Source organism: Flavonifractor sp. DFI.6.63, from assembly GCF_024462255.1.
In the GTDB taxonomy this organism is placed as follows: domain Bacteria; phylum Bacillota; class Clostridia; order Oscillospirales; family Oscillospiraceae; genus Lawsonibacter_A; species Lawsonibacter_A hominis.
In genome coordinates, this window is sequence record NZ_JANGBE010000006.1 from 115662 (window position 1) to 133588 (window position 17927).

18 protein-coding genes are annotated in these 17927 nt (G+C 63.3%); 1 reads left to right on the plus strand and 17 read right to left on the minus strand.

What is annotated here, in order from left to right; all coding sequences use genetic code 11:
* Nucleotides 1-56 precede the first annotated feature (56 nt).
* A complete protein-coding gene (locus tag NE547_RS05050; RefSeq protein ID WP_370866818.1) occupies nt 57-1016 on the plus strand; it encodes an AEC family transporter in 960 nt (319 codons plus the stop codon).
* 115 nt (nt 1017-1131) lie between these two features.
* On the opposite strand, the gene NE547_RS05055 is transcribed toward NE547_RS05050, so the two are convergent.
* The 17 genes from NE547_RS05055 to tig all read right to left on the minus strand — a co-directional run bounded on the left by NE547_RS05055 (nt 1132) and on the right by tig (nt 17874).
* Entirely contained in the window at nt 1132-1518 is a 387-nt protein-coding gene (locus NE547_RS05055) for an Asp23/Gls24 family envelope stress response protein (protein ID WP_186906564.1), read from the minus strand.
* A gap of 107 nt (nt 1519-1625) precedes the next feature.
* Nucleotides 1626-2219 (minus strand): SpoIIIAH-like family protein, encoded by a 594-nt coding sequence (locus tag NE547_RS05060; RefSeq protein ID WP_186906565.1) that lies wholly within the window; start codon nt 2217-2219, stop codon nt 1626-1628.
* Nucleotides 2220-2229: 10 nt separating this feature from the next.
* A complete protein-coding gene (locus NE547_RS05065) occupies nt 2230-2754 on the minus strand; it encodes a stage III sporulation protein AG (protein ID WP_186906566.1) in 525 nt (174 codons plus the stop codon).
* Entirely contained in the window at nt 2751-3242 is a 492-nt protein-coding gene (locus tag NE547_RS05070) for a stage III sporulation protein AF (protein WP_256174935.1), read from the minus strand. The genes NE547_RS05065 and NE547_RS05070 overlap by 4 nt, the downstream gene beginning before the upstream one ends.
* A gap of 4 nt (nt 3243-3246) precedes the next feature.
* On the minus strand, nt 3247-4350 hold the full coding sequence (locus NE547_RS05075; RefSeq protein WP_186906568.1) for a stage III sporulation protein AE: 1104 nt from the start codon (nt 4348-4350) through the stop codon (nt 3247-3249).
* Nucleotides 4351-4453: 103 nt separating this feature from the next.
* Nucleotides 4454-4840, minus strand: coding sequence for a SpoIIIAC/SpoIIIAD family protein (locus tag NE547_RS05080; RefSeq protein ID WP_186906569.1), 387 nt, complete (start codon nt 4838-4840; stop codon nt 4454-4456).
* Nucleotides 4841-4844: 4 nt separating this feature from the next.
* Complete coding sequence (gene spoIIIAC, locus NE547_RS05085; RefSeq protein WP_256174936.1) at nt 4845-5039, minus strand: stage III sporulation protein AC; 195 nt, start codon at nt 5037-5039, stop codon at nt 4845-4847.
* A 39-nt stretch (nt 5040-5078) separates the two neighbouring features.
* Nucleotides 5079-5591, minus strand: coding sequence for a stage III sporulation protein AB (locus tag NE547_RS05090; protein WP_186906571.1), 513 nt, complete (start codon nt 5589-5591; stop codon nt 5079-5081).
* Nucleotides 5585-6511: a stage III sporulation protein AB gene (locus NE547_RS05095; protein ID WP_256174937.1), complete on the minus strand. Its 927-nt coding sequence runs from the start codon at nt 6509-6511 to the stop codon at nt 5585-5587. Before NE547_RS05095 ends, NE547_RS05090 begins: the two co-directional genes overlap by 7 nt.
* A gap of 175 nt (nt 6512-6686) precedes the next feature.
* Nucleotides 6687-9359: a DNA translocase FtsK gene (locus tag NE547_RS05100; protein ID WP_256174938.1), complete on the minus strand. Its 2673-nt coding sequence runs from the start codon at nt 9357-9359 to the stop codon at nt 6687-6689.
* A gap of 74 nt (nt 9360-9433) precedes the next feature.
* Nucleotides 9434-10285, minus strand: coding sequence for an undecaprenyl-diphosphate phosphatase (locus NE547_RS05105; protein WP_243204657.1), 852 nt, complete (start codon nt 10283-10285; stop codon nt 9434-9436).
* 156 nt (nt 10286-10441) lie between these two features.
* The gene (locus NE547_RS05110) at nt 10442-11194 is read right to left on the minus strand and encodes a fumarylacetoacetate hydrolase family protein (RefSeq protein ID WP_256174939.1); all 753 of its coding nucleotides are present in this window, start codon (nt 11192-11194) and stop codon (nt 10442-10444) included.
* Nucleotides 11191-11790, minus strand: a complete 600-nt coding sequence (gene yihA, locus NE547_RS05115) for a ribosome biogenesis GTP-binding protein YihA/YsxC (protein WP_186906574.1) — start codon at nt 11788-11790, stop codon at nt 11191-11193. Before yihA ends, NE547_RS05110 begins: the two co-directional genes overlap by 4 nt.
* A 10-nt stretch (nt 11791-11800) precedes the next feature.
* Nucleotides 11801-14212 carry an endopeptidase La gene (lon, locus tag NE547_RS05120; RefSeq protein WP_370866819.1) on the minus strand — a complete coding sequence of 804 codons (2412 nt, stop codon included), beginning with the start codon at nt 14210-14212 and terminating at the stop codon, nt 11801-11803.
* Between the two features lie 84 nt (nt 14213-14296).
* Entirely contained in the window at nt 14297-15616 is a 1320-nt protein-coding gene (clpX, locus tag NE547_RS05125; protein ID WP_256174941.1) for an ATP-dependent Clp protease ATP-binding subunit ClpX, read from the minus strand.
* Between the two features lie 131 nt (nt 15617-15747).
* Nucleotides 15748-16383: an ATP-dependent Clp protease proteolytic subunit gene (locus NE547_RS05130; RefSeq protein WP_186906577.1), complete on the minus strand. Its 636-nt coding sequence runs from the start codon at nt 16381-16383 to the stop codon at nt 15748-15750.
* Between the two features lie 51 nt (nt 16384-16434).
* Nucleotides 16435-17874: a trigger factor gene (gene tig, locus NE547_RS05135; RefSeq protein WP_256174942.1), complete on the minus strand. Its 1440-nt coding sequence runs from the start codon at nt 17872-17874 to the stop codon at nt 16435-16437.
* Nucleotides 17875-17927: the final 53 nt, after the last annotated feature.

Here is a 17927-nt window from a genome sequence, read left to right on the forward strand (position 1 = left end):
GATTTCGACGTTATAATCAAGCTTACCAACTTTTTCGGGAAGAGGGATACCGCACTATGGAGCAGATGCTGGAAAATCTGATTTATTGTTTGAACGCTACGATCCCCATTTTTTTACTGATGCTGCTTGGCCTGTTTTTTCGGAAAGCCGGCCTGTTTGACGACGCCTTCGCCGGTAAGCTCAACCGCTTTGTGTTCACGATCGGCCTTCCCGTCATGCTGTTCAAGGACCTGTCCACTCAGAATTTCTTTGCCTTCTGGGACGGTTCCTTTGTGCTCTTCTGCTTTTTTGCCACCCTGCTCTCCATCGTGATGGTGGCCGTGGCCAGCCTGGTCATCAAGCAGCGCCCGCTGCGGGGCGAATTCATCCAGGGCGGCTACCGCAGCAGCACCGCCCTTTTGGGCGTTGCCTTCCTGGAAAATCTATATGGAAGTTCAGAGGCGGCCACGCTGATGATCATCGGCGCGGTGCCCCTGTACAATGTGGCGGCCGTAGCCGCCCTCTCCCTGACGACCCGGGAGGCGGGGGAGAAATTGGACGGAACGGCCATCTTGGGCGCGCTGCGGAAGCTGGTCACCAACCCCATCATCATCGGCATCGTGATCGGCATGGCCTGGTCCCTGCTGCAGATCCCCCAGCCGGTCATTTTTCAAAAGACGGTCAGCAGCATATCCGCCACCGCCACGCCGCTGGGACTGATGGCGCTGGGCGCCTCCTTTGATCTGAAAAAGGCCCTGGGGCGCTGGAAGCCCGCCGTATCTGCCTCTGTGTTCAAGCTGGTGATCTTCGCCGCCGCCTTTCTTCCCGTGGGCGTGGCCATGGGTTTTCGGGGTGAGAAGCTGGTGGCCGCCGTCGCCATGCTGGCCAGCCCCACCACGGTGAGCGGCTTCGTCATGGCCCGCAACCTGGGGCACGACGGAACCCTCAGTTCCAGCATCATCATGCTCACCACCCTCTTCAGCGCCTTTACCCTTACCGCCTGGCTGTATCTTTTAAAAACCATGGCGCTGATCTGAGCGCCCCCGCCTTCGAAGACGTCTCAACGGGCTGCGTACGGAGGCGTGAGGCGAGCCGCCTTTTTTCAAACGAGCAAAAGCGCGTGCCGGCCGGCGCGCGCTTTTGCTTGTTCGGTTACGAATTTTTGGGACCGGAGCGGTCAAAGGTGACGCCGGCCACATGGACGTTGACGCATTCCACCGTCAGGCCGCTGGTGTTCTCGATGGCGTTATATACGCAATTCTGAACCTCTTTGGCCACATCGATGATGGTATAACCATACTTGATGAGAATGGAGACATCCACCCGGACGCTCTCTTCCTGGACGGTAATATGGATCCCTTTCGCCAGGTTCTTTTTTCCCAGCAGCTCAGCCAGGTCGGTCCCCAGATTGGCGGACAAACTGCCCACTCCCTCCACCTCCAGGGTGGCGGCGGCGGCGATCACGGCCAGGACCTCTTCGGATATATGGATATTTCCCAACTCGTCCGGGCGGGAAATGTACTCCTTCGCATCAGCCATCGGCTTCACGCTCCTTCTCAGCTTACTCTGCTTTCACAGTTGTAATCATTGTATCACAAAACCGAAAAATTACAACTAGATTTTCCGCTGAACGGAGCACGGCGGGCTCAGGAGGCCTCGATGATCTTGACCTGGCTGGCGGCGCAGCCGGTCTCGTCGGTGACGATCTCGGTGATCTTGGCTACGTCCGCGTCGGTCAGCCCGCTTTCCGTGGCGGAGACCACCACGCTGACGCTCTCGTCGCTGATAAAGGCCACGCAGTCGCTGTATCCTTTGGCGGTAACCAGGTTCTCGATCTGCGCTTCGGACACGGTAGCGCTGGCCAGGGTCTGGATGGCCTGACTGTTGTCCGCGCGCATGGTCTCATCCAGGTCCTCATTGGCCAGAGCATCCTGAAGGATGGCCAGAGCACTGTCCCGGGCCTGCTGCCGGTTGAGCCGGGCGGAGGCAAAATAATCGCTGCCGCTGGCCTGCGCCGCCCCTGTGGGAGAAGGACTCCCGGAGGCGCCCGGCTGGGCCGTCTGTGTGCCGCCCAAAAGCGGGTCGGCGGTCTGACCGCTTACCAGGGCCGCCTCGCCCAAGGTCTTGCCTGTCTCCGCCGCGTCGCCGCCCTCCTTCTGATAGGACCAGTTCAGGTACACCGCCACACATACGAAGAGCACGATCGCGGCTACCACCGCATTGCGTTTCCAAACTTTCATCGTCGTTTCCTCACTTTCCCTTACAGACTGATATTTTATCCGCGCCCAACCCCGTCAGGGCGGAGACCGCCTCGACGATTTTCAGCCGTACCGCATCCGCGTCCCCGCCCGAGCATACCACAAGGGCGCCCTGATATTGGGGCGAAAGCTGTTGGAGCGCCACCGGCTCCTCCGAACCGGAGCCCCGGGACACCACCACTGTGGTCAGCTGCGTATCGGTTGTCTCGCCCCGCTCCGTGGTCTTGCCGTCCTGCGCCAGGATCTGGCGGCCGCTGCTTTTCACGGTAAGTACCACCGTCACCTCCCCCGCTCCGTCCATGCGCGAAAGGGCCGCCTCCAGCCTGCGCTCCAGCGCGTCCACGCTCTGGAGCAGGCTGGTCTGCTCCGCCGTCTGCTCCGCCGCCGTCTCCTTTTCCCCGACCGAGGGCAGCAGAAGAAGCGCCGCCCCCGCCAGGATGACCAGGAGCACGAACTTATACCGGCCGAACACGCCGCGCAGCCGTTTGCTCCATGCACCCAAGGCTTCCGTTTTCATGCCCCGTCCCCGCTTTCGTAAAACTGCCGCTGGACCGGGATGGCGAAGTCCGCCTCGATTTGCCGCTCCAGCGCCTCCCGCTGCTCTCCGGTGAGCGTTCCCTGGACGGTCACCGTCTCCGGAACGGGCCACTCGCCTTCCCCGGCGGCCTGCACCGTCACCTGGCAGGCGATGCCCTGTTGTGCCGCCTTGTCCAGAATATATGCGGCGGATTGCTCCTCTATGATGCTTTTCATCAGTTCCCCATTCTCCTCCTCCAGCTGAGCGCTGTAGGCGCCCAGCTCCAGCTTATATTCCGTCAGGGACCGGGTCAGCGCAGCGGGGTCCAGCTCCACCACCGGCTGCAGTATGCTCACCAGCAGCACCAGGCCGCCGGTCAGCTTGCCGATCTTCCGGATGGTCCCCGGCGGCGTGAGCCCTTCGGCCAGGGCCACCACCATGGCCGCGCAGGTAATGCCTACCAGCCATTGCCGTATCAGTTCCAGCATAGTCTCACCCCGAAACCGCCGTAATGGCGGACACCATGGAAATAATCAGCAGCAGGGCGCAGGAGCCGGTCATGCCCAGCACCAGTCCGAAGGCCCCGCCGATGCTGTCGATGAGCCCGGCCACCCTTCCTCCGGAGACGGTGGCGCTCAGCGCCGAGGTCAGCTTGTAGGCCAGGTAGTGGATGCCCAGCTGCAAAAACGGGGCGATACACATACACAGGACCACCAGCATTCCGAACACGCCCACCGCGTTTTTCAGGATGCCGGCCCCGGCCAATACCGTCTCCGCCGCATCGGAAAGAATTCCGCCCACCACCGGCACCAGGCCGGACATGGCGAATTTAGCGGCCTTTACGGTCACCGCATCGGCGCTTCCGGCGATGACGCCGCTGACCGTCAGGTAACCGGTGAAGACCAGCAGTACGGCGGTCAGGATGCTGGTCACCACCCACTTCAGGGCGCCTGCAATGCGCTTGAGGCCCTCGTTCCCCACCGCCGCATAGGCCACGCTGGCGGCGATGTAGGCGTACACCAGCGGCATCAGCAGCCGCGTGATGAGGGTCATGAGCACATCGGAGAAGAGCATGGTCGCCACTTGCCGGGCCACCGCCCCGCCGGGAGAGCCGCTGGCGGCGGCCGCCGCCGTGATGGTAGGCAGCAGCGCTTTGGAGAACAGCTCCATATGATCCAGGGCCTCCCGGCCCATGCCGATCAGGGAGTGGGCGTCCGCCACCGCCACTGCAGTGATGGCCAGCGCGCCCACCAGACTCACCACGTCTACCGTAGCGCCGTCCCCGATACCGCTGTACACCCCCTCCGCCAGCGCGCAGAGCAGCACGATCGTCAGCAGCAGGATGCCGCTGCGCAGCGCCTTGCGCACCACGCCGAAGATCTGACCGCTGCCGGTGTCCAATATGTACTGGATGCCCTCGTCCAGGCTGGCGTCCACCGGGCTGTCCGTGCCCGGAAGGTAATCTCCCGCCGCGTCCTCCAGGCCATCCAGGTCCAATGCCTCCGATTGGGCGGCGAGCACGTCGCCGGCCCGGGCCGGGCAAAGGCAGGCCAGCAAAAGCAGCGCCGCCGCTGTGGTCAAAATCCGTTTTTTCATTGGTATCTCCTGTTTTAGCGCCTGTGATTCACAGGCAGGATGATCCGGGAAATACGGCTTGCCGGGCTGCGGAGCGGGCGGCAGCGCCCGTGCGTGCGGATGGCTACAGCAGAGCGATCACCGTATCCAGCACCGCCCGCAGCAGCGGCAGCGCTACGAACAGCGCCATGGCCGCTCCCGCCGTCTCCAGGAATGCGGCGATCCCCCCCTCCCCCGCATCCCGGCAGACCTGGGCGCAGACCCGGGTCAGGATGGCGATGCCGACCGTCTTGATGAGAGGAGCCAGCACCGCCGGGGCTAACCCCGCCGCATCGGCCAGGTCGTCCATGAGCGTCCGTACGCCCTCCACCGCCCCCAGCGTCAGGATGAGAATGGCCGCTCCCGCTGCCAGGGAAAGAACCACGGCCACTTCCCCGGCGCTCTTTTTTACCACCACCGCGCAGATCGCCGCGGCCACGGCAACGGCGGCGGCCCGTCCGATCTCGTCCATCCCGCTACAGCCCGAACAGGGTCTTTACCAGCTCGAACAAATCGCTGATCTCCCGTACTACCATCATCAGCACCACCACCAGTCCCGCCAAGGTGGTCATGGTCGCCTGCTCGTCCCGCCCCGAGCGGGAGAGCACCTGATTGAGCACCGAGACCAGGATTCCGATGGCCGCGATCCTGAAAATCAAATCCACATCCATATTCCGTTACCCTTTCCTTTCCGGCGGCTGCGCCGGGTATCACACCAGTAAGATCGCCAGGAACGCCCCGGCCGCCAGGCCAAGGGTCTGATAGACCCTTCCCATGCGTTTGCGCTCCGACCGGGCCTCCGCCAGCGCCCGCTCCAGCGCCGCGCAGGTCTGAGCCAGAGCGGCCAGCTGGCCCTCTCCATCGTAGCTTCCCAGCACCTGGCCCAGGCCGTCCAGCAGGGCGAGCTCTTCCGCTTCCAGCAGCAGGGCGGGCTGACGCACCCCCGCCTTCCAGAGCTCGGCCAGGGACCGCTCCCCCAGACTGGAGAGTCCCTCCCGGCAACCGGCAAACAGCCCGTCGGCCGGAGGATCGGCCTGCCGGGAAAGCCGTTCCAGCAGTTCCGGCATTGGAGTCAGACGGAAGGAAAGCTCCCGCTCCATCAGCTCCAGCGCACCCAGGAGCGCCTGAAGCGCACGGGCCCGCTTTGTCAGCTGTCCCGCAGCGCAAAAGCCTGCAGCGGCGGTCCCCCCAGCCAGCAGCAGCACCCCCAGCAGCTTCAGCATCGTTCCAGCTCCTCTACCGAATAGCACCGCCGGCTCCCCTGCCGCCGGATGACCACCAGCCGGCGGAAGATCTGAGCCTCCAGCAGACGCCGGTACAGCACACGCCGGCGCAGATCCTCCAGCGAAGCCCCATGGGCGGTACACAGAAGGGACACGCCGCAGTTGGCCGCCATCTCCAGCGCCGCGATATCCTCCGGCGCGGTGATCTCGTCCGCCGCCAGCGCCTGGGGGTTCATGCCCCGCAGGAGCATCAGAAGGCCCGCGCTTTTCGGACAGCCGTCCATGACGTCGGTGCGCCGCCCCACCCGGAATTGTGGGACGCCCTCGCATACGCCGGCCAGCTCGCCCCGTTCGTCGGCCACGCCCACCCGCCGGGCGGGGACCCCGTCTCCATCGGAGAGCGCCCGGATCAGGTCCCGCAGCAGCGTGGTCTTGCCCCAGCCGGGCGGCGAGAGGATCAGTGTGCTGAGCAGCTCCTCCCCCGCCCAAAGCCTGTCCAGGATCGGAGCGGCGATCCCGACCGCTTCCCGGGCGATCCGCAGAGCCAGCGAGGAGACCTGCCGCAGGTTCCACACCGCGCCGTCCTTTACCACACCGCTTCCGCAGATGCCCAGGCGGTGCCCGCCCCGGACGGTAAAAAAGCCGCTTCGCACCTGGGAGAGCGCCGTGTGGGCCGAGGCCTGGGTGGCGATCTCCAGCAGCAGGGCCAGTTCGGCCGTCCGAACGGGCCGTTCCCAGCCGGGCAGGGTGATCTCTCCCTCCGGCAGCACCAGGCTGACCGGCTGCCCCGCCCGCAGGCGGATTTCCTCCGTCCGCGCCTTCACGGCGTCGTCCAGCCGCTCCAGCGCACGGCGCTGTTCCGGCGGCAGCAGCGCCGCTGCCTGATGAAACCGCAGGATGTCCTTCTCATACATCACCATTCACGTCCTTCTTTCGTACTGGCACATCCTATGAACGCTCGTCCCACTTTATGACCGGCACGCAAAAAAACAAGCCGGTCCGCCTGGTGCGAGGCGGCCGGCATACCAAAAGCCGGAGGGCGCAGACTCCTTCGAGGAGTCTGCGCCCTCCGGCTTCAAGGCGCTTCCAGTTGGTTTAAAAGTCTCCGCCCGGGTCGAAGGGGGGCAGGTCCCGGCCCTGGGGGACGGCGTCTCCCTCGAACTCCAGTTCGTCGGGCACGCCCTCGGGCGCAGCGTCCACCATCCCCTGCTTGAACTGCATCTCCTGCCACTGCTCCTTGGTAATGAGCACCTGCCGGGGCTTGGAGCCCTCAAAGGGCCCCACGACGCCCTTCTCCTCCATCTGATCCACCAGACGGGCGGCCCTGGAATAACCGAGCTTGAGCCGCCGCTGGAGCATGGAGACCGAGGCCATACCGGTCTCTACCACCACCTCGATGGCGGCGGGGAGCAGTTCGTCATAATCGTCCCCCACCTCTTCGGGCGCGGAGCCGCCCACGCCCTTGCTTCCCTTCTCCTTCTCGGCGGCGTGCTGTTCGATCTCATGGATGATCTCATCCGAATATTCCGCGCTGCCGCTGTTTTCCTTGATAAAGCCCACCACGGCGGCCACCTCCTCGTCGGAGATCAGGCAGCCCTGGACCCGCTGGGGCTTTCCGGTCCCCAGGGGAAAATAAAGCATGTCGCCCCGGCCCACCAGCTTTTCCGCGCCGGTGGTGTCCAGGATGATGCGGGACTCCAAACTGGAGGCCACCGCGAAAGCGATGCGGCTGGGGATATTCGCCTTCATCAGCCCGGTAATCACGTCGGCGGAAGGCCGCTGGGTGGCAATGATCAGGTGCATCCCCGCGGCGCGGCCCATTTGAGCCACCCGACAGATGGATTCCTCCACCTCCTTGGCCGCCACCAGCATCAGATCGGCCAGCTCGTCGATGACCACCACGATCTGCGGCATCTTCTCCATGCCCTCGGTCTTGGCGGCATGCGCGTTGTAGCTGGCCAGATCCCGCACCCCGATCTCGGAGAAGGAACGGTAGCGCTTCATCATCTCCACCACGGCCCACTGAAGCGCCCCGGCGGCCTTTTTCGGGTCGGTGACCACCGGAATCAGCAGGTGCGGGATCCCGTTGTAGATGCCCAGCTCCACCATCTTGGGGTCCACCATGATCAGGCGTACCTCCTCCGGCGTAGCCTTATAGAGCAGGGAAATGATCAGGGAGTTGGTGCATACCGATTTACCCGAGCCGGTGGTACCCGCGATCAGCAGATGGGGCAGTTTGGCAATGTTGCCTACGATGCAGTTGCCCCCGATATCCTTGCCCACGGCAAAGGCCACCTTGGAGGGGTTGTCCCGGAACGCCCGGGAATCGATGACCTCGTGGATGTGTACCGGAGAGACCAGCTTGTTGGGCACCTCGATGCCCACCATGGAGATCTTGTCCGGGATAGGGGCGATCCGCACGCCGGTGGCTCCCAGCGCCAGGGCGATATCGTCGGCCAGATTGGTCAGCTTGTTCAGCCGCACACCCTGATCCAGCTCCACCTCATACCGGGTCACCGAGGGTCCTCGGGTCACATTGGCAATGTTGGCGTCGATGCCGAAGGAGCGGATGGTATCCGACAGACGGACCTGGTTGGCCCGCAGCTCCCCGGCTACGTCGCTGGCGGAGAGACCGCTCCCCTCTTTCAGCAGGGAGACCGGCGGATATTGATAGACGGGGGGGCCGCTCTCCAGATTTTTTGCAATATCCTGGGCCACCTCCGCGGCGGCCTGGGCGGTCTCTCCCTTCTTTCCCTTGCCCACGGCGGGCTCCCGTTCGATCTCCGGCATGGGCGGCATGGGGACCGGTTCCGGTGCGGGGCCATGCTCCGGCACGGGTTCCGCCTGCGCCGGAGCCAACTCCGCCGCCGCAGGCGGCATGGGCGGGACCGGCGCCGCGGGCGCGGCAGGCCCGTCCGCCGGAACGGAGGCCTCCCCGGCCAGTACCTGATCCGGCGTCGGCACGGAAGGCCTGCGGTTGAAGAACCGCTCCTTCTTGGCCACCGGCTCCACTTCAGCGGGCTTCCCTGCCAGCGGACCGTCGTCCACTGGAATATCGATCTCCGCCCTGCGCCGGGACGTGGCGCCCGCGGCAGCGGATGCGGCCGTCTCTTTCACCCGGCGGCGGCGCTCCCTGGGGGCGGGCTCAGGCAGTTCTTCCTCCTCATACTCGGCCCGGGGACGGGACCGCACAGCGTCCACCACGTCCGCCGGCGTCACATGGAAGGCAGCCATCACCATAAGGATGGCCGCCAGTACGAAAATGACTCCCGCGCCCGGCTTGCTGAACACCGCCGTCAGGGCTAGGGCAATGACGCCGCTGACCAGGCCGCCGCTCTGGAGGGCCTGTCCCTGCGTCCACAGGCTCTTGACCAGCGCCATGCTCCAGACGTATTCCCCCCTTGCCAGGATCAGGTGCAGCAAACAGCCCGTCAGCACCGGCGTCAGCAGTGCGCACCACACCCGCAGGCGCACCGGGCGTCCCCGGTGGAACGCCAGGATACCGCTGGCGATGAGAAGCATGGGGGACAGCAGCCAATAGCCGTAGCCAATCAGTCCCTTGACGGTACCGCAGAAAAAGTCCACGAAGATGGCCTCAATGGGAACGTACCCGAACGCGGCAAAAATGGCCAGCAGCAGGCACACCACGGCCCCGACCTCCCGCCGGACGGGTTTCGGGGGCGGCGGCGCTTTTTTCCGCGTGGTCGTACTGCGGGCGGCAGTGCTTGTCCGCTTCCCGCCCGTGGTCTTCTTTTGTGCTGTGGCCATTGCGCATCAGTCCTTTCGAGGATTTGGAGCCGAAAACGGCCCCGGCATACCGGCCGCCGGGGCCGCAGCTGAACTCAGTGGAGCACCGCCATCTTCACGATCCCGGCGATCAGGCTGCCAAGGCCCACGCCCCAGCAGTAATAGGCAAACTTTCCGAACTTGCCCTGGTCGGCCAGCAGCTTCACCAGCCGGATGGCGAAATAGCCCACGACCGCGGCCACCACAACGCCCACCAGGTAGACCGGCAGCAGGCTGTGATCAAAACCGGTTTCCAGCGCGCTCTTCAGGGAGAGGATGTTGGCCCCCAGCACGGCGGGCAGGGACATCAGAAAGGAAAAGCGCACGGCAAAATTCCGGTCAAAGCCCCGCAGCATGCCCACGGAGATGGTGGTACCGGAGCGGGAGAGCCCGGGAATGACGGCGATGGCCTGTCCGCAGCCCACGATGAGCGCGTCCGCCACCGTGGCATTTTTCGCACTCTTGCGGCCATGGGCCAGCCGGTCGGAGAAAAAGAGGATAAAGCCGGTGGCGATCAGGGCGCAGGAAACCAGGATCACATTGGAGAACAGGGACTCCAATGCGTCCTGAAAGAGGACCATCACGAACAGCGGCAGCGTGGCCACGATGATGAGCATCACCAAACGCCGGGCCGGAGGCGGCGTTGCGCCCGTCCCCTTCTTCCCGGCCAGGGAGGCGATCCCGAGAAAGAATTCCCGGATCATCTCCACGATGTCCCGCCAGTAGACCAAACACACGGAGACCAGCGTGCCGAAATGGAGCAGGACGGTGAAAAACAGGTGGCTTTCTTCCACGTTTTCCATGCCGAAAAAGGCCTGGAACAGGGCCAGGTGGCCAGAACTGGAGATGGGCAGGAATTCAGCCACCCCCTGGATGATCCCCATAAGGATCGACATCAAATAAGTCAAATCAGTTACCTCCATCATCAGGCATACGGACCGCTTTGGACATACAGTAGTATATTAACACAAGGCGCGGGATATTTCCATCCTTTTTCACCGTTCGGGAGACAGACAAGCGCACGGTGCGTCCGGTCAGGGACGCACCGTGCGCTGCAAAGCGCTCTATACGACGTGGCTGCGCAGAACCCCGATCCCCTGGATCGCGACCTCCACCGTGTCGCCCGGCTTCATCGCCCCGATGCCCGCGGGGGTGCCGGTGGTCACCACGTCGCCGGGCTCCAGCGTCATGGACGCGGTGATGAAGGCCAGCAGCTCCGGAATCCGGGTCATAAACTGGGATGTGTTCCCCGACTGGACCACCGTACCGTTGAGCCGTGTCTCCAGCTCCAGCGCCGAAGGGTCTACCTCATCGGTGACCAGCGGGCCCACGGGGGCGAAGCCGTCCATACTCTTGCCTCGGGTCCACTGTCCGTCGCTCTTTTGCACATCACGGGCGGTCACGTCATTGAGACAGGTATAGCCCAGGATGTACCGGGCATACTCCTCCGCCTTCACGTCTTTCGCCCGTTTCCGGATCACAAAGGCCAACTCCCCTTCGTAGTCCAGCCGCCCCACAAAGGCAGGGGCGTGGACCTCCCCCTCCGGGCGGTTGAGCGTATTGGGGGCTTTGAGGAACAGGATGGGACGTTCCGGCACCCCGTCCCCCATCTCGACGGCATGATCATAATAGTTTTTCCCTACACAGACGATCTTGGTGGGCGCGCAGGGGGCCATCAGACGGCAGTCCGCCAGAGGCAGGCTTTTCCCGTCATAGCAGATCCCATCAAAGGGCGGCGCGGCCAGAGTGCGTACCAGATCGCCCTGGAGCACGCCCCACACGCTGCCGCCGTCCCGCTCCAACTTCACGTATTTCATAAATGCTCCCCCGCATGCGCCAGGATCAGTTCCAGCAGCTCCTGCTTTCCGTCTCCCTTTTCTGCTGAAAAGGGGATCACCTTTACAGTTTCGTCCAGGCCAAGCGTCTCCCGAATCCGGGCCAGGTTGGACGCGATCTCGCTCTTTTTCAGCTTATCCAGCTTGTTGGCCACGACCGCGAAGGGACGGCCGCTGCCCTGGAACCACTCCGCCATGGTCTGGTCGTCTGCGGTTGGCTTGTGCCGGGCGTCCACGATCATCATGCCCAGGGTCATCAGCGTATTGTCGGAAAACCACTCCTCCATCAGGCGTCCCCAGCGCTCACGCTCCCCCTTGGAGACCTTGGCATAGCCATAGCCGGGCAGATCCACCAGATAGAATTTCTCATCGATGAGGAAATAGTTGATGTGGGTGGTCTTCCCCGGCGCCGCGCCGACCCGCGCGAGATTCTTCCGATTCAAAAGCCGGTTGATGACCGACGACTTGCCCACATTGGAGCGGCCCGCGAAAGCCACCTGGGGCAGGCGGTCCCGAGGGAAATCGGACGCCTTGGCGGCAGAACGGACAAACTCCGCCTTTTGCAGATTGACGCTCATATTCGCTCCTTTACTGCTTGAAGCTGGGGAGATTCTGCCCCTGAGCGGCGTTTTCCACGGGCCGCGCCCGGAGCAGTCCTTCCTCCCGCCCGCCCAGGTCCAGCGCCTGGGCCAGCACCGCGTCCACCTGCTCCACGGGAATAAACTGCAGGGCGGCGCGGACGGTCGGATCGATCTCCTCCAGATCCTTTTGGTTATCCATGGGTAAGAACACCGTCTTGATCCCATTGCGGTAGGCGGCCATGGTCTTCTCCTTCAAGCCGCCGATGGGAAGCACACGCCCCCGCAGCGTAACTTCGCCCGTCATCGCGATTTCACGCTTCACCGGAGCCCCGGTGAGAGCGGAAACCATGGCGGTAGTGATCGCGATGCCGGCGGAGGGGCCGTCCTTGGGGACCGCTCCCTCGGGGAAGTGGACGTGCAGGTCTTTGGTCTTATAGAAATCGGCTTCAATGCCCAGCGTGGCCGCCCGGCTGCGGATATAGGAGAGCGCCGCATGGGCGGACTCCTTCATTACATCGCCCAGGTTGCCGGTGAGCTCCACCTTGCCGGAGCCGGGGACCACGTTGACCTCCACCTCCAGGATCTCGCCGCCCACGCTGGTCCAGGCCAGGCCGTTGACCACCCCCACCTGCTCCATACGGGGCAGGCGCTCCGGGTGGAACCGGCGCACGCCCAGGAATTCTTCCAAAGTGTCTCCTGTAACGCGAACCGACTTTACACCATTGGAGACCAGACGCATAGCGGCCTTGCGGCACAGGGCGGCCAGCTGCCGCTCCAGCACGCGCACACCGGACTCGCGGGTATAGCCCCGGATGATCTCCCGGATGGCGTCGTCGGTCACCTTCATCTGAGCGGGGCGAAGGCCGTGGCGCCTGCGCTCTTTGGGCAGCAGATGGTCCCTGGCAATCTGGAGCTTCTCCTCATCGGTATAGCTGGTCAGCTCGATGATCTCCATCCGGTCCAGCAGGGGCCGCGGAATGGTGTCCGTGGTGTTGGCCGTGGTCAGGAAAAGCACGTCGGACAAATCGAAGGGGACCTCCAGAAAATGATCCCGGAAGGTACTGTTCTGCTCGGCATCCAATACCTCCAGCAGGGCCGAGGAGGGATCGCCCCGCTGGTCGTTGCCCAGCTTGTCGATCTCATCCAGCAGCAGGAGCGGATTGGATGTGCCCGCCTGGCGCACTGCCTCGATGATACGTCCCGGCATGGCGCCCACATAGGTCTTCCGGTGGCCGCGGATCTCGGCCTCATCATGGACGCCGCCCAGGGAAATCCGCGCCATCTTCCGGTGCAGCGCCCGTGCCACGCTCATGGCGATGGAGGTCTTGCCCACGCCCGGAGGGCCTACCAGGCAGATGATCTGCCCTTTCAGTTCCGGCGCCAGCTGCTTGACCGCCAGAAATTCAAGGATACGCTCCTTTACCTTTTCCAGGCCGTAATGGTCGGCGTCCAGCACCTTGCGGGCTGCGGCCACATCGACGCGCTCCCTGGTCTTTTTGCCCCAGGGCAGCTCCAGACACACGTCCAGGTAGTTGCGGATGACGGTGGCCTCGGCAGAGCCGAAAGGCTGTTTTTCCAGGCGCCCTACTTCTTTCAGCAGCTTTTCCGCCACCTCGCCGGGGAGCTTTGCATGGGCGATCTTCCGGCGATATTCCGTCAGCTCGCTGTCGCTGCCCGGATTCTCCTCCCCCAGCTCCTGCTGGATGACCTTCATCTGCTCCCGCAGGAAATAGTCCCGCTGGCTGCGGGTGAGCTGGTCCCGGACCTTTCCCTGCATATCCTGCTCCAGCTCCAGGATCTCCACCTCCCGGCGGAGCGTGCGGCAGAGCAGTTCCAGGCGCCGGACGGGACGCAGCTCCTCCAGCACCGCCTGCTTGTCGCCGGTGCGCATTGCCAGGTTCTGGGCAATATAATCGGCAATATAGCCCGGGTCTTCGCTGGCCAATACGGACAGGAGGATATCCGGCGTCATCTTGGGGGCCAGCTCGATATAGCGCTCAAACAGCTCATAGGTTTGGCGGATCAGCGCCTCAGTCCGGGCGGAGCGCTTCACCGGTTCCTCGGGCCGGATCTCCTCCACCTCCGCCATCAGATAGGGACTGGTTTGGGGCAGGCTGTGCATCCGCCCCCGGCTGACCCCCTCCACCATCACCCGCACGTTGTCCCCGGGCAGGCGGAGGATCTGGCGTACGTTACAGATGGTTCCAATGGTGTAAAGGTCGTTCAGCTGCGGGCTCTCCACAGAGAGGTCACGCTGAGCGACCAGGAAAACCGGCTGCCCGGTGGTCATGGCCTCATCCAGCGCTTTGATCGACGCCTCACGCCCCACGTCGAAGTGGAGCAGCATATTGGGGAATACGGTCAGGCCCCGCAAGGCAAGCGCAGGCATGGTGACCGGCAGATTCGATTCCATGAACATTCACTTCCTCTCGGAAAACAGGAATAGATGCCACAGTGGGGCGAGGGAACCTCCCCCGCCCCGCTGGTATCCAGATGGCTTTCGTTACGATACGTTCCCCCGCAGCGCAGTGCCGCCCTGTTCGGCGCGCAGGGCAGCGCCGCCCAGGCGGGGCCGCTCGGTGCGCTCAGGATCATGCTCGACGGCGGGCGGCACGTGATCCGCTACGCTCTCCGGCGTGATGGTGACCTTGGTAATGGTGGGGTCGGAAGGTACGTCGTACATCACCCGGGTCATGACCTCCTCCAACACGGCCCGCAGTCCCCGGGCGCCGATCCCGCGCTCGATGGCCTGGTCCGCAGCCGCTTCCAGCGCGGCGGGCTGGAACTCCAGATCCACCATATCGTACTCCAGCAGCTTCTGGTACTGCTTGACCAGGGCATTTTTGGGCTGTGTGAGGATACGTACCAGCTGCTCTTTGTTCAGGGCGCTGAGGGTCGTGATGACCGGCAGGCGGCCCACCAGTTCCGGGATGATACCGAACTTCAGCAGATCGTGGGGCTGGACCTGCTTGAAGACAGCGGTATTGTCCTTCTCACGCTTCCGCTGAATCTCCGCGCCGAAGCCGATGGTCTTCTTATCCAGCCGCTGCTCGATGATCTTTTCCATCCCGTCAAACGCGCCGCCGCAGATAAAGAGGATATTTTTGGTGTTGATCTGAATGAATTCCTGATGGGGGTGCTTGCGCCCGCCCTGGGGCGGGACGTTGGCCACGGTACCCTCCAGGATCTTCAGCAGAGCCTGCTGCACGCCCTCGCCGGATACATCCCGGGTGATGGAGGTATTCTCGCTCTTGCGGGCAATCTTGTCGATCTCGTCTACATAGATGATGCCCCGCTCCGCCAGCTCCACATCATAGTCGGCGGCCTGCACCAGACGCAGCAGGATGTTTTCCACGTCGTCGCCCACGTAGCCTGCCTCGGTCAGCGTGGTGGCGTCGGCGATGGCGAAGGGCACCTTCAGGATGCGGGCCAGGGTCTGGGCAAAGAGCGTCTTGCCGCAGCCGGTTGGCCCCATGAGCAGAATGTTGCTCTTTTGCAGCTCCACATCCTCCCCGCCGCCGAAGTAAATGCGCTTATAGTGGTTGTACACGGCAACGGACAGGGCGACCTTGGCGTCCTCCTGTCCGATGATATACTGGTCCAGGACATCACGGATCTCCCGGGGCGTGGGGATCACGTCCGGGATATCGGGAGAAAACGGCTCCTCCGGGTCGTAGGTGTCGTCCAGGATGCTCATGCACAGATGGACGCACTCGTTGCAGATGTAGGCGCCCGGGCCTGCGATGATACGGTTCACCTGCTCCTGATGCTTGCCGCAGAAAGAGCAGCGGACCGATTTGTTGCGTTCGTCGTTTTTCGGCATTGTGTTACCTCAACTCAAAAAGGTTCCGGAACCCCCGTTCCAACCGGCGCGCGGAGGGTGACGGAGGCGGTTTCCGGGAGAAGACCGCAAGGGAGCGGGGCCGATGGCATCCCCGCTCCCCTATGATTCGATCAGCGCTGATAGATGACCTTGTCGATCAGGCCGTATTCCTGGGCCTCCTCGGCAGACATGAAGTTGTCCCGCTCGCAGGCGGCGGTAACCTCCTCCACACTTTTACCGGTGTTGCCGGCCAGGATGTGGTTCATACGCTTTTTGATGATCTCCAAGCGCTTCAGATGGATCGCCATATCGGTGATCTGGCCCTGGGTGCCGGCAGAAGGCTGATGGATCATGATCTCGGCGTTGGGCAGCGCCAAACGCTTGCCCTTGGCGCCGGAGGACAGCAGAAACGCGCCCATGCTGGCGGCCATACCGATGCAGATGGTGGAAACGTCACACTTGACGTACTGCATGGTGTCGTAAATGGCCATACCGTCGGTGACGGAGCCGCCGGGGCTGTTGATGTAGAACTGGATATCCTTATCCGGGTCCTGGGCTTCCAGATACAGCAGCTGGGCCACCACCAGGCTGGCCGTGGTCGCGTTGACCTCCTCGCCCAGGAAGATAATGCGGTCGTTGAGCAGCCGGGAGAAAATATCATAAGACCGCTCGCCCCGGTTGGTCTGCTCTACTACATAGGGAACTAAGCTCATGGTTTTGGATCTCCTTTTATTTGATGTCGGAGCCGGCTGCCCGGCTCTGACCATCCCACCACCGGCGGGCAGTCACACACCACAGTATGCCCGCCGTACGGCAACTTATTCCTCTGCCTTGCCCTCGTCCACAGAAGCCTCTTCTTCCTCCGCCTTCTTGGCGGTCTTCTTCCGGGCCGTGGTCTTCTTGGGCTTCTCCTCGTCCCCGCCGGCCGGCTCTTCTTCCTCCGCCTTCTTGGCGGTCTTCTTGGCGGCCTTCTTCTTGGCAGCCGGCTTGCCCTGCTTGGCGCTGTCCAGGATCACGCGCTCCGCCTTCCGGTCCAGCAGCTCCTTCCGGACATCGTCGGCGGAGAGGTTGGTCTTCGCCTCTTCCTCGCTGACCTTGTACTGCTCGGCCAGGCGCTTGTACTCCGCATCCAGCTCCTCGTCGGTGATCTCCAGCGCCTCGGCCGCGGCTACGGCGCTCAGCGCCAGTTCACGGCGGACCCGCTCCAGGGCGGCGGTCTTGGCCTGCTCGCGCATAATGTCCATATTCATGCCGGTCATGGCCAGATACTGCTCAAAGGGGATGCCCTGGGCCTGGATGCGCTGAGCCATATCGTTGACGAGCTGCTCGGCGCGGAAGTCCACCATCGCGTCGGGGATCTCCACTTCCATATTGTCCATGACCTGGGTCATGATCGCTTCCTCAAAGTCCCGCTGGGCCTGGGTCTGGCGGCGCTCCCTGAGCTTGTCGGCCAGATCCTTCCTGAAGTCGGGCAGGGTATCGAACTCGGACACGTCCTTGGCAAACTCGTCGTCCACCGCAGGCTCCTGCTTCTCCTTGACCTCGTTGACCTTCACCTTGAAGACCACGGCCTTGCCGGCCAGATCCTCGTGATAATCCTCGGGGAAGGTGATATCCAGCTCCTTCTCGTCGCCCGCCTTGGCGCCCACCAGCTGCTCCTCGAAGCCGGGCACGAAGGAACCGGAGCCCAGCTCCAGGCTGTGGCCCTCGGCCTTGCCGCCTTCAAAGGGCACGCCGTCCTGAAAGCCCTCGAAATCAATGACCACGGTATCGCCGTTTTTGGCCTCCCGCTCCACGGTGACCACACGGGTAGCGCGGCTGATAAAGGGCTTGAGCTCATTGTCGATGTCCTCGTCGGAGATGGTGACCTCGTTCTTCTCGGCCGTCAGGTCCTTATAGTCGCCCAGCTTGACCTCGGGACGAACGGTGACCACAGCCTTGAAGGTCAGCCCCTCCTTGCCCACGTCCACGATCTCCACCTTGGGCCAGGCAACGGCGTCCAGCTTCTCCTGCTCGATCGCCTGGGCATAGGCCTCAGGATAGATTTCGTTGATAGCGTCCTCATAGAACACGCCGGAGCCGTACATCCCCTCGATGATCTTTCGGGGGGCATGGCCCTTACGGAAGCCGGGCACGCTGATATTGCCGCGCTGCTTCTTGTAGACCTTCTCGACGGCGGCTTCGAATTCCTCCTTGCCCACCTCGATGACCAACTCGACCGTGCTCTTCTCCTGTTTCTCGACGCTCTTGACATTCATGTTGTTTACTTCCTCCTGTCAGGCCCCGGAGCGCCGCTTTCGCGCCAACGGTG

Coding starts and splice junctions, on each gene's coding strand:
- NE547_RS05050 (WP_370866818.1), top strand. CDS start 57: ATGGAGCAGATGCTGGAAAATCTGATTTATTGTTTGAACGCTACGATC.
- NE547_RS05055 (WP_186906564.1), bottom strand. CDS start 1,518: ATGGCTGATGCGAAGGAGTACATTTCCCGCCCGGACGAGTTGGGAAAT.
- NE547_RS05060 (WP_186906565.1), bottom strand. CDS start 2,219: ATGAAAGTTTGGAAACGCAATGCGGTGGTAGCCGCGATCGTGCTCTTC.
- NE547_RS05065 (WP_186906566.1), bottom strand. CDS start 2,754: ATGAAAACGGAAGCCTTGGGTGCATGGAGCAAACGGCTGCGCGGCGTG.
- NE547_RS05070 (WP_256174935.1), bottom strand. CDS start 3,242: ATGCTGGAACTGATACGGCAATGGCTGGTAGGCATTACCTGCGCGGCC.
- NE547_RS05075 (WP_186906568.1), bottom strand. CDS start 4,350: ATGAAAAAACGGATTTTGACCACAGCGGCGGCGCTGCTTTTGCTGGCC.
- NE547_RS05080 (WP_186906569.1), bottom strand. CDS start 4,840: ATGGACGAGATCGGACGGGCCGCCGCCGTTGCCGTGGCCGCGGCGATC.
- spoIIIAC (WP_256174936.1), bottom strand. CDS start 5,039: ATGGATGTGGATTTGATTTTCAGGATCGCGGCCATCGGAATCCTGGTC.
- NE547_RS05090 (WP_186906571.1), bottom strand. CDS start 5,591: ATGCTGAAGCTGCTGGGGGTGCTGCTGCTGGCTGGGGGGACCGCCGCT.
- NE547_RS05095 (WP_256174937.1), bottom strand. CDS start 6,511: ATGGTGATGTATGAGAAGGACATCCTGCGGTTTCATCAGGCAGCGGCG.
- NE547_RS05100 (WP_256174938.1), bottom strand. CDS start 9,359: ATGGCCACAGCACAAAAGAAGACCACGGGCGGGAAGCGGACAAGCACT.
- NE547_RS05110 (WP_256174939.1), bottom strand. CDS start 11,194: ATGAAATACGTGAAGTTGGAGCGGGACGGCGGCAGCGTGTGGGGCGTG.
- yihA (WP_186906574.1), bottom strand. CDS start 11,790: ATGAGCGTCAATCTGCAAAAGGCGGAGTTTGTCCGTTCTGCCGCCAAG.
- lon (WP_370866819.1), bottom strand. CDS start 14,212: ATGTTCATGGAATCGAATCTGCCGGTCACCATGCCTGCGCTTGCCTTG.
- clpX (WP_256174941.1), bottom strand. CDS start 15,616: ATGCCGAAAAACGACGAACGCAACAAATCGGTCCGCTGCTCTTTCTGC.
- NE547_RS05130 (WP_186906577.1), bottom strand. CDS start 16,383: ATGGTCAGAGCCGGGCAGCCGGCTCCGACATCAAATAAAAGGAGATCC.
- tig (WP_256174942.1), bottom strand. CDS start 17,874: ATGAATGTCAAGAGCGTCGAGAAACAGGAGAAGAGCACGGTCGAGTTG.